At 44.3% G+C, this 15,107-nt stretch carries 11 protein-coding genes and 1 pseudogene; 7 read left to right on the top strand and 5 right to left on the bottom strand.

Annotation, left to right across the window (positions count from 1 at the left end; all coding sequences use genetic code 11):
- Positions 1 to 210 precede the first annotated feature (210 nt).
- The 5 genes and pseudogenes from F6K57_RS21540 (at position 211) to F6K57_RS21520 (ending at position 6,939) form a co-directional block, all read left to right on the top strand.
- Entirely contained in the window at positions 211 to 1,185 is a 975-nt protein-coding gene (locus F6K57_RS21540; RefSeq protein ID WP_293025346.1) for a CHAD domain-containing protein, read from the top strand.
- A gap of 698 nt (positions 1,186 to 1,883) precedes the next feature.
- Positions 1,884 to 2,354 carry a type II 3-dehydroquinate dehydratase gene (gene aroQ / locus F6K57_RS21535; protein ID WP_293070583.1) on the top strand — a complete coding sequence of 157 codons (471 nt, stop codon included), beginning with the start codon at positions 1,884 to 1,886 and terminating at the stop codon, positions 2,352 to 2,354.
- Positions 2,355 to 2,434: 80 nt separating this feature from the next.
- A complete protein-coding gene (locus tag F6K57_RS21530) occupies positions 2,435 to 3,394 on the top strand; it encodes an ADP-ribosylglycohydrolase family protein (protein WP_293025348.1) in 960 nt (319 codons plus the stop codon).
- A 540-nt stretch (positions 3,395 to 3,934) separates the two neighbouring features.
- Positions 3,935 to 4,285: pseudogene (locus F6K57_RS21525) on the top strand (RRXRR domain-containing protein); the annotation flags it as partial.
- A gap of 167 nt (positions 4,286 to 4,452) precedes the next feature.
- Positions 4,453 to 6,939 (top strand): HDIG domain-containing metalloprotein, encoded by a 2,487-nt coding sequence (locus F6K57_RS21520; RefSeq protein ID WP_364303714.1) that lies wholly within the window; start codon positions 4,453 to 4,455, stop codon positions 6,937 to 6,939.
- Positions 6,940 to 6,998: 59 nt separating this feature from the next.
- On the opposite strand, the gene F6K57_RS21515 is transcribed toward F6K57_RS21520, so the two are convergent.
- The 5 genes from F6K57_RS21515 to F6K57_RS21495 form a co-directional block, all read right to left on the bottom strand.
- The gene (locus F6K57_RS21515; protein WP_293025350.1) at positions 6,999 to 7,559 is read right to left on the bottom strand and encodes a 5-formyltetrahydrofolate cyclo-ligase; all 561 of its coding nucleotides are present in this window, start codon (positions 7,557 to 7,559) and stop codon (positions 6,999 to 7,001) included.
- A 273-nt stretch (positions 7,560 to 7,832) separates the two neighbouring features.
- Positions 7,833 to 8,564: a sugar transferase gene (locus F6K57_RS21510; RefSeq protein WP_293025351.1), complete on the bottom strand. Its 732-nt coding sequence runs from the start codon at positions 8,562 to 8,564 to the stop codon at positions 7,833 to 7,835.
- A 100-nt stretch (positions 8,565 to 8,664) separates the two neighbouring features.
- On the bottom strand, positions 8,665 to 9,795 hold the full coding sequence (locus F6K57_RS21505) for a glycosyltransferase (RefSeq protein WP_293025352.1): 1,131 nt from the start codon (positions 9,793 to 9,795) through the stop codon (positions 8,665 to 8,667).
- A 270-nt stretch (positions 9,796 to 10,065) separates the two neighbouring features.
- Positions 10,066 to 10,455, bottom strand: a complete 390-nt coding sequence (locus F6K57_RS21500) for a hypothetical protein (RefSeq protein ID WP_293070579.1) — start codon at positions 10,453 to 10,455, stop codon at positions 10,066 to 10,068.
- Positions 10,456 to 10,832: 377 nt separating this feature from the next.
- Positions 10,833 to 11,168 carry a hypothetical protein gene (locus tag F6K57_RS21495; RefSeq protein ID WP_293025354.1) on the bottom strand — a complete coding sequence of 112 codons (336 nt, stop codon included), beginning with the start codon at positions 11,166 to 11,168 and terminating at the stop codon, positions 10,833 to 10,835.
- A 504-nt stretch (positions 11,169 to 11,672) separates the two neighbouring features.
- Between F6K57_RS21495 and F6K57_RS21490 the strand changes: the two genes are divergently transcribed.
- Together F6K57_RS21490 and F6K57_RS21485 are read left to right on the top strand one after the other, a co-directional pair.
- Entirely contained in the window at positions 11,673 to 12,353 is a 681-nt protein-coding gene (locus F6K57_RS21490) for a hypothetical protein (protein WP_293070577.1), read from the top strand.
- 570 nt (positions 12,354 to 12,923) lie between these two features.
- On the top strand, positions 12,924 to 14,669 hold the full coding sequence (locus F6K57_RS21485; protein ID WP_293070575.1) for an ABC transporter ATP-binding protein: 1,746 nt from the start codon (positions 12,924 to 12,926) through the stop codon (positions 14,667 to 14,669).
- The last annotated feature ends 438 nt before the right edge of the window (positions 14,670 to 15,107 follow it).

Genomic DNA, 15,107 nt, shown 5'->3' with positions numbered 1-15,107 from the left:
ATGAGCTGCAAACCTCTATGCAAAGTCTGATCATAACTTGACAATATTCTCTGAATAAGTAATAATACAAAACATTATTTTTATCCTTAACGTAAAGTTAATCAAAGTGGGCTTTTGGTTAACTTTAGGTAAAGGTTTGGACTGTGACTATCCTGAGTCCACTCAACCTCAATCTCAAGAGTCTGGCTTGCTAGACGTCAGACTGGGACGATGAACAAACTAGTATTACCCCAAAGCAAAACCATTGGAGAATGGAGTTATCTGGGAATTGAGAAACACTTCCAGAAAATGCTTAGTCACGAAGCCGCCGTTCTCCAAGATCGAGATCCAGAACAGCTGCACCAAATGCGTATCGGAATGCGGCGCTTGCGTACCGCCGTCACTAGTTTTACCCCTGCCTTAGACTTGCCCAAAGCAGCCTCTGAAAAACAGATTGGTAAGATTGCCCGTATTTTAGGCAGTCTTCGAGATCTAGATGTCCTCCAAGAAACCCTCCACAAAGGTTACCAACCCAAGTTACCCACCAAAGAACGGAAAGCATTGAAGCAAGCTTACGTTTACTTGGAAAAAAAGCGGTGCAAAGCTTTAACACAAGTTCGGGAAGCTCTGCAAGGTAAGCCACACCAAAAGCTTAAGCAAACCTTAAAACGGTGGCTCAAAAAACCCACCTATAAAGAAATGGCTCAGATGCCAGCGGCTGCGGTATTACCTGATTTACTCTTACCCATTGTCAGCCGCCTGTTACTCCACCCCGCTTGGCTAGTGGGCGTTGATCTTCAGGATACTGGTAGCCAAACTCCCAAGCAGCTGAAACCAGCAGCAGTTGAGTCATTGCTAGCCATTCGTGGAGCAATGATTCACGATCTACGTAAGCAAGCCAAGCGGGTGCGTTACCAAATGAATCTATTTACTGAACTATATAGTCCTACCTATAAGGACTATGTGGAAGATATGAAGCAAATTCAAGGCATCTTAGGTGATATTCAGGACAGTATGGTTTTAGACGAATTCTTAAACTCTGTCTTTGACTCAGACCTAAAACATAAGGCTCCCCAGCTGGCTCAGTTACTACAGGCCAACCGCTACAAATCATGGCAGCAGTGGCAAACCTTACAACAGAATTATTTGAAGCCCGAAACCAGGCAAGCCTTTCGCCAAATATTACTGACTGAGTCAGGCAACTGATAGGTCTGATGCTGGTGAGGGTATAAACACGGTTAATGTATCTTGGTTGAATGAATTGTATAAAATGTGCTAGCCTTAGTAACATAATAGATACAACACTTTGTTCTTTTTGCTTTCTCAGAGTCATGGTCAAGGCAAAAACCTTTAGGCAAGACTGATTCCCTTGCTGAGCTGCTCAAAAAGCAGTGATGGTTTTTAACCTGTTAGGGCTAGCCACTGTTGACGATTTTCTACAAATATCTTGCAGTATCTACAAAAATAGGTTAGACTTTGATTAGGAATCTAGTGTCATTGAAAACATTCTGTAACTTGAATTGAAGCCGAAAACCAAAGCTTTAATGATAGTGGTTGCGTTTTCTATTAAACACAGATTTATGCGCCAAGAGCGGAACAAAACCTATCTTGGCCTTGGGAGATACCCCCTGGCTGCGAGAGCAGCTTGCATTAGTGGGCTAAAATCTGCAAAGTAGATTTTGGTAGCTAAAAAGTATCGGAACTGAAAGTGTAAAAGAAAAGATACAAGTGGTCTTATAGGAGCTTTTTGCTTGATGGACTATATAGAAAAGGTTTTGGAAAAAATTCAAGAATGGGCGCGCAAGCTTATTGAAGCGCTATTAGGTCCTGAGGCTCAGCCTGAACCAGAACCAATACCCATTCCTGTTAATGACCCAAGGTGTCGTCGGAATTAGATAGTTATTGTGTCCGGTGATCCTCTAAAACGTCTAAGTATCCTGGTTCTCCATGGTCCCAATCTTAATTTACTGGGACAGCGAGAACCAGGTATTTATGGATCTGTAACCTTGGATGAGATTAACTATCTCCTAGAGCAAGAAGGGCAAAGGCTTGAGGCAAGCGTGACAGCCTTGCAGTCTAATCATGAAGGTATCTTAGTCGATAGGATACATGGAGCTTTAGGAAACCACGAGGGGATTTTAATTAATGCTGGTGCTTATACCCATACCAGTGTGGCTATTCGAGATGCAATAGCTGCGGTAGCCTTGCCAACTGTAGAAGTTCATCTGAGCAACATCTATAAACGAGAAGCCTTTAGACATCATTCGTTAATGGCACCAGTGGTAGTCGGTCAGATTAGTGGTTTTGGAGCTAACAGCTATAGACTGGGGTTACAGGCTCTAGTTCTTACATTGAGAAAATCGATTGGTAATTAAAATCGAAAAGGTGATGGGTGCTGCCTTGCGGGTTGAAAAAGGCAATTTAAAAGCACAGTAGATTTCTTGACAAAATATGGATGCGGTACTCACTTTTGAACCGATTTAGAGGTGCCTTGTTAGGTAGCCTTGTGGGAGAAATCCTGGCTGGGAGTGGCTGCCAAAAGTTACCACCAGCTCAAGTAAGATTTCGACCGCTTTCCCTTGGGGATGCTGGTCTGAGTAAGGCGATTTCCGATTGGAGCAAGATTGCTACTTGTGGTATTGAAAGTTTGATTCGCTGTGGCAACCTCGATTTAGGAGATTGGTTAGTTCACTGTGAAAAGGCTCAACCCTCTATCCTTTCATTAAAAGGGACTGCCAACAGTAGCGAAGCAGCAGTAGCAACCTTACCAATAGCATTATTTTTTCATGAAGATGAAGTCAAGTTGCGCCAAAAGCTGCTACAGGCGGCAGCAATTTGGCAAAATGATTCTCAAAGGTTTGAGAGTGTCTTGACAATAGCTTGGGCAATAGCGATCGCTCTTACCGAAAAACTTGACTGCCCTAACCTGATTTCCCGAATCATTGCCTACCTAGGGAACTATGAAAATCAAAATACCTGGGTGGAACAATTGGAACAATTACAAAGTCTACTGGAGCTTGGGGCAAGTTTAGAACAAACTGTTATCCAGCTGCGTCGAGAGCAAAGGCGTAGAAATGAGTCTGAGGATGACTGCTCTTTATCGATTGCCTTAGCATTGTACTGTTTCCTAAACACCCCAGAAGATTTTCGCCTCTGTGTAACTCGTGCAGCTCTTACAGGCTATCAATCACAAACTACTGCTGCCTTAACAGGTGCTTTAGCTGGTGCCTATAACGGTATCATCAGTATTCCAGTGCCCTGGCTGGTGGCTCTTAACCTCAACATTACTGGGGTTGACCCATGGCAATTAGCAGACCAGTTGTTGGCAGTGTGGTCAGGTGTATATGACGTTTCAGCGATAGCTCAGTTTCAGAAGCTAGCTGTGGTAGCACCAAGGGTGATCGGATCTCGATAAGCTGTTCAATCAAAGGACTTTCAAACCAAAAATGAAGTTTTACCTACAAGGGGCTGTAGCCTGAAACGTGATGGTAGATAAAATTTTCATGGCCTGTGTTGCACCCGTGGTGTTGAATTTGCTACCACAGCTATAGGTAAAACTAATATAAACCAGTTAAACTAAGATGATCTAAAAAAAACACTGGCTTCTGAGTTTTGTAAACTAAAAATCAGTCAAGTCTGGAATTATATTCTGTTACTGACCCCGCAATAAAGGGTGCTTATGGGGTAAGACTTAAGCCTAAGTGTGACTAGACGATTGAGCCTAATCCTGGTAAGAACTTCCAGCCACAACCCCTAAGCTGGAGTATCTGCAAGACTGCTTACTTCAGTCGCGGTTAAGGATCGGAATCATCAAGGTGCGCGCCTCCTAGGCCGCGAGCAATCCCTCGCGGCCTAGGGTGGCACCGCTTGGATTAGGTGGTCAAGGGGACTTACAACTCCATGATTGAGGATTATCTCAATGCGAGTAGCTATTTGATCACCAACTCGACAGCAACTAATGCCAATTACCCCAAGTTCCCCTAGGGAATCGATTAAAGAAAGAAAAGCTAAAGTTGTAAATAATGACGTAGGCGTATTTACGGTGAAGTTGGTCTGTGAATCATCTGGAAGTCAAACCCAAGCAATAGCCATGGGAATTGACCAAGGTAACCACGAAACCATAATCGGCGTAAAGTCAGTCTATACCACTTTAATAAAGTTTTCTGTTCGTAAACTCCAGTTACTGTTACAGTATACAAGGCGTGATTGTAACTGGAAGTTTCCCACGCAACCTGCGCTCTACCCATGTCAAATGAGTGGATTTAAAATGAGTGGAGGAAAACTTTCCAGTGTTTTTTATGAATAATCAATAAATGTAGATGTCTTTAAGCAAAATGCCACCACCACACAGCAAATTGTGAGCAGACCGCTACTGTTACCAGACATTGCCATTCTTGTGCTATGAAAACGTTAAATTCGCTGACGCAGCCGATCACGCAATTACGGCGAACATCTCAGCACCTTCGCAGTTTTTTGGGATTTAACTCCTCTAGTGCTGCCAAATCCTCAGTTAGCCAATCACAGCAGGAGAATTTAAAAGGACAATCTCTACAGCTCACAGAGTCTCCAAGGCATGGTGAAGGCAGTTCCACTAGCCTAACTTCAGGAAAAAATTGGGGCAAAAGCCAGCATCAACTTCAACAGAAAATTACTCTACCTGTAATGTGGACTTTAGCAGTGGTTTCCCTGACCAGTGTTATGGGAGGGCGCTTTTACAATCAGCCACAGCTAGGTGAAGACACAGTAGCACCACAGACAATCCGGGCACCATTCGATGCTCTGGTTGAGGACTCTAAGACGACGGCTGAGAGACGCAAAGAAGCTCAAAGAGGTGCTCAACCAGTTTTGATGATTGACCAATCTGTTACAGAAAGAATTTATCAAAATCTTGAGCAGTCTCTGGACGCTGTGGAAGAACTGCGCACTAACAGCGGTGTTTTTCCTTTTGTAAAGACTGATGTACTATCCATCGCCACCCAGCGGTATCTGCGGCAAAGTAAGGAATGGGAATGGCGGGCTATCTTGGCATTTTCAGATATCGATAACCATGGCAACGGGTTTGATGCTGAAGCCAAACCACCTACTCCGGCAGAAAATTCATTAAATAAAGCTTTTGTTGAGGCAGTAAGTGAACTGCAAAGCTACCGTCAAAAGTCTTCTGAACAAGAGTTCTCAGCTCTGATTGAGTCAATATCTGCTGCTCGGCAACAGTACGCTCAGGTGTTGCCTCAGCTGTCACAATACCTTAGCCCTGAATTCAGTAGCCTAGATGATGTTTCCGTACTGGATCTATCAGATCAAGATTGGCAAAAAACCCGCATAGTCATTAAGCAGGCTGCTAGTCGCATCCTGACCCAAGGTATTGTTCCAGGATTACCACCAAATCTGATCCAAGAGACCGTGAAGGTAAACTTGACTAGCCTTATGCCCCAGGAAGCTCAACCACTAGCCAAGTATTTACTAGTCAGAGTTTTAGAACCCAACTTGATCGAAAATAAGGAATTAACCAAGCTCATAGCAGAACAGGCAGCAGAAAAAGTGGAACCAATGATGGTTTCAGTGCGTAAAGGAGATGTGATTGTAACCGCAGGCGAAACCATCACTCAAACAGAATTTGTACTACTGGATTATTTTGACTTAAGCCGTCGAGGAATTAACTGGCTGGGTTTGATGGGATTTGGTGGTTTGGTTACTACTACGGTGGGCATTTTTGCCTTAGTGCAACGGCGAGTTCACCCTAAATGGAGGCGGCGGGACTACATTTTGGTATTGCTACTGACCCTGAGTATGCCAATATCAATACTTTTCAAGAGTCCCTTCTTCGAGATTCCCTACACTATGCCTGCTATTGGTTTGTTAGTAGGGAACTTTTATGGGTCTACCATGGGCGTGACAGTGGTGGTTTTACTGACAGGCTTAGTGACCTTTAGTATGGAAGTCACTGGAGAACAAGTACTGGCAAATGTTGCTGGTGGTTTACTGGGTGCCTTGATGGCAGGACGAATGCGATCGCGAGAGGAATTGGCTCTGCTCGGAGTTGGGGTGGGCTTAACTCAAGGTGTGGTTTCCCTGATTATCAATCTGATTATTAGTGCCACGGCTAGTACAATTTGGTCTGCAGTTCTGCCAGGAGCTTTGTTATTAGGTTTATCTGGGTTAGCTTGGAGTATTGTCGCCCTGGGGCTATCACCTTACCTGGAACGTTTGTTTGACCTGGTAACACCAATTCGTCTGGCAGAATTGTCTAATCCCAACCGTCCTCTGCTCAAGCGTCTAGCTACTGAGGCACCTGGAACGTTTCAACATACTCTGTTTGTTGCTTCTTTGGCAGAAGCAGCGGCTCAAGAACTCCATTGTAATGTGGAACTGGTTCGGGCAGGTACGCTCTACCATGACATTGGTAAAATGCACGATCCGTTAGGGTTTATAGAAAATCAAATGGGTGGTCCGAACAAGCATGATGAGATTAATGATCCTTTCAAGAGTGCTGAAATTATCAAAAAGCACGTTACCGAAGGACTGGTTATGGCTCGTAAGCACCAGTTACCCAAGGCAGTGCGGGACTTTATCCCAGAACATCAAGGGAAATTGCTGATTTCCTATTTTTATTTCCAGGCTCAGCAAAAAGCCCAACTCGAAGGTACTGGGTCTGTGGACGAGTCATATTTTCGTTATGACGGTCCAATTCCCCAGTCCCAGGAAACTGGTGTAGTTATGTTAGCTGACGCCTGTGAAGCGGCTCTACGCTCACTCAAAGAGGTTACTCCGGAAACGGCTCTTACGGTGGTCAATAAAATTCTCAAAGCTCGCTGGCAGGACAACCAATTAGTGGATTCTGGGCTAACCCGACAGGATTTATCAAAAATTGCCCAAGTCTTCATCAGAGTTTGGCAACAATATAATCACCAACGTATTGCTTATCCAAAGGGAGCACTTAATTGTCAGTCGTCTCCTAAATGAAGTACGAAGTCTCCAGTTTTTGTAGACAAAGAGTATTAAACAGTATAAAACACAGAATTTCAGATCTGTTCCACCTTCTTGAATCCTGTTTCTGTACAAACACTGTGCAAGTCTTTATCCCACTGATCAATGGGTAGTTGAGGTATATAGGCAAATTCAAATACAATGCCGATCCTAGGAATAGAATCCCACTCTGGTGAATTAAGCAATCGGTCATAGAAACCACCACCGTAGCCCAAACGATACCCCCGCTGGTCACAAGCCACAGCGGGGACAAGGATTAAATTCACATCCTTTGGCTCTAGGCTGGTAGAATTAGGTAATGGTTCTAAAATACCGTAATTTCCTTTTTGCAAGGGTTCGCCCGCCTTCCAGGTATGCCATAAGAGAGATTTTCCCACACATCTCGGTAGTCCCCAACAGTGCTTAGTGTCTGTAAATAGGGGACTTAGATCTGGTTCTTTTCGAAAACTGAAATAGGCTAAGACTGTTTGTGGCTGGGTCACTAGGACGCCAGATTGCAGATGGGTACAAATGCGATCGCTTTTTTGCCGCCATTCTTCTACAGACATAGACTGGCGCTTTTGAAGCAGGGATCGGCGTAGTTCTGCTTTGTTCATCTGATCTTCCCTCCGCTTTGATAGGGCGATCATATCAACAAACTATGCTGATAGTGGGTAATCATACCGAGTTGCATTTATAGGTAGTAGATAGGAGCTTGTTTACTCCCATCTCCCCATTCCGTTCAATTGAGCCCTTAAGCAATAAATAATAGGTTAAATAATAGGTTTGAGAGCAACTTGGTATCAGTAATGGGTAATTGGCAACTGGGCTTATTACCCATTACCCATTACCCATTACCTAATCTCTCCTCTAGCAGGTACCAGTTACCTCTAGTAAGCACCGTTATTTTTGGGAAAAATAATAACACCAATGGTTTTCAATATGATCCATAAATCCAGCCAAAAATTCCGGAAACTGACATAGTAAACATCAATTTGCACACGGCGGTGGTAAGGTATGTCATTGCGTCCAGAAACCTGCCATAAGCCAGTAATTCCGGGTCGAATTCTCAAGACTTTATCCATGTGACGCCCGTATTTGGGCAATTCCTCTGGCACTAACGGTCTTGGACCAACCACACTCATCTGTCCGTTGAGTACATTCCAGAACTGAGGAAACTCATCTAAGCTAGTCAGCCGTAGAAATTTTCCAATTCCAGTAATTCGAGGATCATCCTTGAGCTTGTAATTATCCTGAAATTCCTCTCGTATCTGAGGGGATTTTTCGATCATCTCTAGCAACATTTCGTCTGCATTTTCCACCATAGTTCTGAATTTCAGGCAAGCAAAAGGTTTGTAGTCTTTACCCACCCGCTCCTGAACATAAAAAATTGGTCCAGGTGAGCTGATCATAATTAGCAATGCCAGTAGCAGGTAAACGGGAAAAAACGAAATCAGAACTGATAGGGAAAAGGTAACATCAAACAGTCGCTTGGCAAAATTTCCGTCTAAGCGATAGCGAGTCAGATTCTTGTGTATACGACGTGAAGCGAGGGGCTGAAAACCTCGCTTCACGAATGCTCGCAATATCTTGACGGAGTTAAGTTGGCTTTCGGCAGTCATCTCACTCCTTCAATTCACACCACACGTCATAATCATAAAGCTACGAGACACTCGCTATAGCCCATAGCCAGCTCGGATATTTAATTTTTTACCAGAGAAATTAAAACTGGTAGTCTTGATAACACTTTTCCAGAAATGTCAGGTAGCGATCAGCAAAAATGTTGGGGGCAAATTTGGCAGCGTTTAACCGGCTCGCTTCCCGATTAAACTTTCCTGCCAAGGTCTCAAAGGTTTCCATGGCTTCAATCAAAGCCTCTGAGCTTTGGTCTGGAAACAATAGACCTGTACCACTGTCTAAATGTTGCCGAATATCTAGAACTGTTTCTAGTGCCCCACCAGCACCATAGGCAATCACCGGCGTACCACAAGCTTGGGCTTCCACCAGGGCAATGCCGAAATCCTCACAGGCAGCATAGACAAACCCTTTAGCTTTAGCCATATACTGCTCAACCACCTGATTGGGTTGAAATCCCAAAAATTTTACATTCTTGTGAGCCAAGTTGCGAATCCCTGCTAAATCTGAGCCATCACCAATCACCACTAGAGGGTATCCCAGTTGATTAAAAGCTTGAACAATTAAAGATACTTGTTTGTAACTTACTATCCGGGAAACGGTCAGATAAAAATCTTCTTTTTCTTCCTGGAAAGGAAAACGTTCAATATTAACCGGTGGGTAAATCACTTCAGCCCTACGCCGATAGCAGCGCCAGATCCGCCGTGCTGTGTGATGAGAGTTGGCAATAAAGTAATCCACCCGATTTGCTGTAATCACGTCCCACTGACGTAACCGATGAAGCAGATAGCGAGTGATCAACCCTGGAAAACCCTGTCCCATAGCACTACTGCGCAAATAATCAAACGTCAAGTCCCAGGCATAACGCATGGGCGTATGGCAGTAGCAGATATGCAGTTGTTGGGGACTAGTAAGGACACCCTTGGCAACAGCATGGGAAGAGGAGAGAATAACATCATACTCCCCTAGTTCCAGCTGTTCAATCGCTAAGGGTAGCAGCGGCAGATATTTCTGAACCCCGTTACGAGCGAAGGGTAAGTTCTGTAGGAAGGTTGTGCCAATAGAACGCTGATATAGATAACTCTGGGGATTGGTTGATTCAAAATCAATCAGGGCGTACAGGTCGGCATCAATGTGTTTGAGTATTTCTTGAACTACCAGTTCCGAGCCACCAGTTGCTTTGGGAGTCAACCACTCATGAACCAAGGCATATTTCATGAGATATCAACGGCAGATTGTTTAAATATACTAATAGCAGTACTTGACAAACGAAACATACCATAGACTTCAATGGTAAATTTACGATAGACCTAGCAGATACGGTATTTTGGGTATTGCCTAAGCAGGATATAAAAATATAGGGTTTTTCAGCTGCGCTCTAGACGGCGATTCTATAGCGCAGTCAGCCCGCCACAAGAAATCTAAACAACCTGTCTGGCAATACAGACGTCGAGGTAATAATAGGGTTTTATTAATTGTTTCAACCCCCTAGTTAGCTGAGCAATAGGTATTAATATCCGCCACTAATTTTGGTTCTGGGGTGGTGGCTTTCTGCAAATTGCTCAAGGCTTCCTCAGCAGCTGAGCGGTCTTGCTTCTTAAAAGCCTCTACAAAGTCGCGAGTCGCCTTGCTGGTATTGCGATACATCTTAATAAAACCAGCTTGATAGTCTTGGAGCTGTTCGTCCTTAACTATTATCGATTCCATGTCTTGAGATGCCCCCTCCATAGCATCAGCTGCCTGGAGCATTGCCTCGGGATCGCTTGATTCTCCACCATTAGTCAGGGTTTTAGCTTCTTCAACTGCCTGGTTCGCCACTTCAATAATCTTCTGACATTCAACTTTTTGGCCACTACAGCTAACGGTCAATAAGCTCATGAGTACACTCACCGTAACAAGGAGGAAGTACCGCGTTGGAAAATGCATTAATGCTCTCCTAATCAGTTTTGGGTACTCTCGTTGTGGTAGCATATTTTTACCATGCTGAAAAGCTTTAGCTTGAATTCCACAACACTCCACTCTTCAATGCACGGCGCTCAGAGTCAGGATAGGGTGAGCGGGTGGGTCTAGGCTGACATTGAGCAATTTATTGTCAATAAACCTGTAAATAATCCCCAAAAGTTTTGAGCGGTTTTGACAGGCGAAAGTATGGTAAAAAAGGGCTTTAGCCTTCTTGTAACCGCACAGCCGTTCGCTGACACCCCATACCCAGTCTCAATAGACAAGCTTGGTGCTTAAATCAAGGGCAAGGAAGGTCAGTGTTCCCCTGTTTCAATAGCTGCAGCAAGCTTTTGCAAGGTTTGTGTGACTTGCTCAAGCTGTTTTAGAGACTCATTTTGAGTTTCTGCCAAGGTTTGCACCGCATCACTTAGAGCAAAAAGCTGGTAGCCTTGTTGTTGAACTTGCTGCCCTTGGTTTTGCACTTGAATCACAAAGTTATCGACTCGGTCAGCCAGACGGTCTATGGTTTCGGTAGTGGCAAGTACTGCCTCTCCGATTTGTCCAACAATTAATTCCAAACGACTGATGCGGTTTTCCACCGTCAGAGACTCTTGTATGGTAGGAGTCGTGTTGTATGTAGTGTTTCCCATTTGAGCTGGTTTATCCACCGGCAACGTTTTCAATCAAACAAACATCAATATCGGCCATCAATATCGGCCATCAATATCGGCGCGAGACAGATAGACATGGAGTATGAAGTCTTGCCTAGTCTGCTATTAAATGGGGTCAGATCCGAATATCCCCTCTTAATTCGCCAAGAGTATTCTATGATTATTGGTTGAACTAGCAAAATTTCAACCCCTTTGACAGAAAACGTTTCCTAGTTTGATCGCACTCACACCAATTTCAAAGTGACGCTTTTCAGCCAATGGCAAGTATAATGCCGGTGTTAAGGCAATTCAGACTGGGGTGATTTACCTGTTGAGAGATTCCTCAAACTGAGCATGTCCCCCCAATTTGAGGGATGTATGCCTATCAAATTACCACAGTTTATCAATTAGCCGAATACGACTAGCCGGATAGGACGTTGAGTTGTCGGATCAAACTTCCACAACAAACAGCTAACGGTCAAAAACTTACAATGGTATTCACTTATGCAACTACTATTTCTAGTCCTGCTATGGGTAGTGCTTGGATTTTTGCTCGCCAAGCTGCTGCTCGAAATCATCCCTAAACAGTATTTCACCTGGCTTGGGGGTTTTTTGGTTTTTGCCATCATTGTCCTGCTGTTTTTCACCCCAACCAATGCCCTGGTTTCACCGATATGGACAATTCTCTCACTTCCCTTTCAACCATTGGGCTTAGCAATTCTGCTTTGGTTCCTAGGAGCAATGCGAATTAAAGGTGACAAGATCTCTAACCCAGGACCTACCTTGATTTGGACGGGATTTTTTGTCTTGCTTGTGGCCAGCACCCCTTTTCTATCTAATCGGCTGGCTCAACTTCTCGGGCCTGGAGTCGTTCAAAACCAACCTGCGGTTCAAATGGCGAAAACAATTGGGTGGCAGGAGGAAACCCTCACTGCATTTGTCCCCAATGGGGAATCAATTCAGCTTACTACTAATGCTAGTCCTTTCCCTAGGGACGCTGTGTTGGCTCAACTTGTTCCACCCAATCAAGCCATTGGCATCCGAGCTTTTATTCCTTCTATCGGAGCCCTTGAGCAGACTACCGGGGTAATTAACACCTTCTTTAGCAATATTTTGTTCCAACTACGAGGAGGACGAGTTACCGGCACAGAAGTTGAATCGCCGACCGCAAGAGATGTTTCTTGACATATAGAGGTGCAACTATTAGCCTTATAGCTATCTAAACCTTGTCAAACACTATTCATTGTTTTACACTGAAATAAGTTAGTAACTTGTTTAACAAGGGAACACTACCGCCCAACGAAGAACTAAAAGCTGATAAGCTGGTCGTAAGTTAAGCGACGTAAAATAATGGACTGAGTGAAGTTACAGTGCGGTTTGAGAGTAGGCCGAGAGCCTCCATCAATAAAATTAGCGCAATGCTTTTGGCATTGCTTTGTCGGCAACAACCATTAGTTTTCACGCTTTGCTATACCATCGTCCTATCTGCTTGTAAGTAGGTTTGTACAGGTTAAATGTTGCACCTGATGTTAACTACCCACATTAACCCGATCGGGTATAGTGTGGGTTTCTGGTTTAATTGGAAGTAAACCGATACCACCCTCAGCTCTCACCTTCAGTAAGGGTCGATGATTTATCCTGATCTGCGGTTCCATTGAGGGTAATTACTCCCCGAATTTTTGGTGAAAGGTTAAGCCTAAAGGAGGGGTATGGTTGAATATTGTAACCAGGACTGGAATTGTATAGTATTGTAACATGCTGAATTCCCGTCTAAAAAAACTGCTGCTTTACCTGCGCCCATACTGGCGACAGTCAGCCCTAGGTATTTTTGCCCTCCTTATTGTCAATGGACTTGGTGTTTATATCCCCTTACTGATCAGGGATACTATTGACAAGTTGAGTCAAACTTTGAGCTTTGACCAAGTCTCTAGCTTTGTGCTGCTTATTTTGATACTCACCTCATTGATGTGGGGGATTCGGATGGTTTCGCGCATCCTATTGTTTGGAGTGGGGCGCAAAGTTGAATTTGACCTGAAGCAGCGGATTTTTAAGCATTTGCTGACATTGGAACCAGCCTATTTTTCTCAGAACACAATAGGTGATTTGATTAACCGAGCCACCAGTGATGTGGATAATATTCGGCGTCTATTGGGGTTTGCAGTTTTGAGTCTGGCAAATACAGTGTTTGCCTACTCTTTGACCGTGCCGGTTATGATTGCCATTGATCCGTGGTTAACGTTCTTAGCGTTGGCGGTTTATCCATTGATGTTGATCATTGTCAAGCTATTTAGTGAGAAACTGCGAAGCCAACAACAAGTAGTCCAGGAGAAACTTTCTAACCTCAGTGAGCTGATTCAGGAAGATATGAGTGGTATCGCCATGATTAAAATATACGCTCAGGAAGAAAACGAGCGTCGTGCGTTCCATCAACTCAATCAGCAGCTTTTGGTAGCAAATCTCAATTTGGCAAGAACACGAAACTTTCTGTTTCCAATAATTGAGGCTCTTACCTACCTCAGCTTACTGGTGCTGTTAAGCATTGGTCCTGGTTCCATTGAGTCCGGTGCTATTAGTATTGGTGACTTTGTGGCGCTGATTATTTACACTGAACGTTTAGTCTTCCCCACAGCACTGCTAGGGTTTACCATCACTGCTTATCAACGTGGTGAAGTGAGTATTGATCGTATTGAGTCGATTCTCTTGGCTCAGCCTCGGATTACAAATGCCCCAGATTCGGTTAGCCTGCCAACGCCAGTAAGGGGTAAGCTCAAGGCTGTAAACTTGAGTTACACTTACCCCGGCAGCAAAACTCCTGCCCTGAAAAATGTTAGCTTCACGATTAATGCAGGTGAGACAGTAGCGATTGTGGGAGCCATTGGTTGTGGAAAATCTACCCTGGCTAATGCCTTGCCTCGTTTGCTGGATATTCAAGCTAGTCAACTGTTTTTGGATGGATATGATACTACTAAGCTGCCCTTGCAGGACTTGCGGAATGCGATCGCATATGTTCCTCAAGACAGCTTCTTGTTCAGCACTAGCATTAAAAACAATATCTGCTACGGTATACCAATCAGCGAACACTCAGAGGTAGAATACGCAGCTTCGCAATCCCAAATTCACCCGGAAATTATGAATTTCCCCCAGCAGTACGAAACAATTGTTGGGGAAAGGGGAATAACCCTCTCTGGGGGGCAGCGACAACGTACTGCTTTAGCTAGAGCTCTGCTGATGGATGCACCAGTGCTGATTCTTGATGATGCCCTTTCCAGTGTGGATAATCAGACAGCAACCCAAATTCTGGACAATCTCTCGGAAGGAGTCCAGCGCAAAACTGTAATTTTTATCTCCCATCAACTTTCAGCTGCTGCCAAGGCTGACCGGATTTTGGTCATGGACGCAGGGGAAATTGTCCAAACTGGTTCTCATGGTGAACTTCTACAACAACCTGGTATTTATCGCTTTCTTTGGGAGCAGCACCAATTAGAAGAAGTATTGAAGTAGTTCTTGAATTTAGTTAACTTACCTAATAGCTAACAGCTTATCAACGGGACTGGCCGGATTCGAACCGGCGACCTAGCGCTTCAGATTGGTGTGAGTTTCCCCACTCTCTGGACTATACCTTCACCCTAGGTTAATACCCCTTAAGGTTAATACCCCTTAGGTGGTGGCCGTCTAGTCTCTCCACCTTCCTGCATTTAACCAAGGGCGATGACTCGCACACAGATTCAGGCTTGGCTCGGTATTGCCTTAGAGTACTGAGTAAGCTAAATACCCCTTAGGTTTCACCGAATTTGACCACATTCACTCACGGAATTTCTTCCATGGTGCCCGATTTTTCAGGAGGCGCTTGCTCTATCCAGCTGAGCCACAGCCCCAATCGCAATATACCCGTATATTATCACAAAAGCTGTTAATCAAGCATCGATAGCCATACCTAAT

Origin of the sequence: Moorena sp. SIO4A5 (genome assembly GCF_010672005.1) — a bacterium.
Taxonomy (GTDB): domain Bacteria; phylum Cyanobacteriota; class Cyanobacteriia; order Cyanobacteriales; family Coleofasciculaceae; genus Moorena.
The sequence above is the reverse complement of the archived record's forward strand: the minus strand, read 5'-3'. Positions and strand labels throughout refer to the sequence as shown.

Coding starts and splice junctions, on each gene's coding strand:
- F6K57_RS21540 (WP_293025346.1), top strand. CDS start 211: ATGAACAAACTAGTATTACCCCAAAGCAAAACCATTGGAGAATGGAGT.
- F6K57_RS21530 (WP_293025348.1), top strand. CDS start 2,435: ATGCGGTACTCACTTTTGAACCGATTTAGAGGTGCCTTGTTAGGTAGC.
- F6K57_RS21515 (WP_293025350.1), bottom strand. CDS start 7,559: ATGAACAAAGCAGAACTACGCCGATCCCTGCTTCAAAAGCGCCAGTCT.
- F6K57_RS21510 (WP_293025351.1), bottom strand. CDS start 8,564: ATGACTGCCGAAAGCCAACTTAACTCCGTCAAGATATTGCGAGCATTC.
- F6K57_RS21505 (WP_293025352.1), bottom strand. CDS start 9,795: ATGAAATATGCCTTGGTTCATGAGTGGTTGACTCCCAAAGCAACTGGT.
- F6K57_RS21500 (WP_293070579.1), bottom strand. CDS start 10,455: ATGAGCTTATTGACCGTTAGCTGTAGTGGCCAAAAAGTTGAATGTCAG.
- F6K57_RS21495 (WP_293025354.1), bottom strand. CDS start 11,168: ATGGGAAACACTACATACAACACGACTCCTACCATACAAGAGTCTCTG.
- F6K57_RS21490 (WP_293070577.1), top strand. CDS start 11,673: ATGCAACTACTATTTCTAGTCCTGCTATGGGTAGTGCTTGGATTTTTG.
- F6K57_RS21485 (WP_293070575.1), top strand. CDS start 12,924: ATGCTGAATTCCCGTCTAAAAAAACTGCTGCTTTACCTGCGCCCATAC.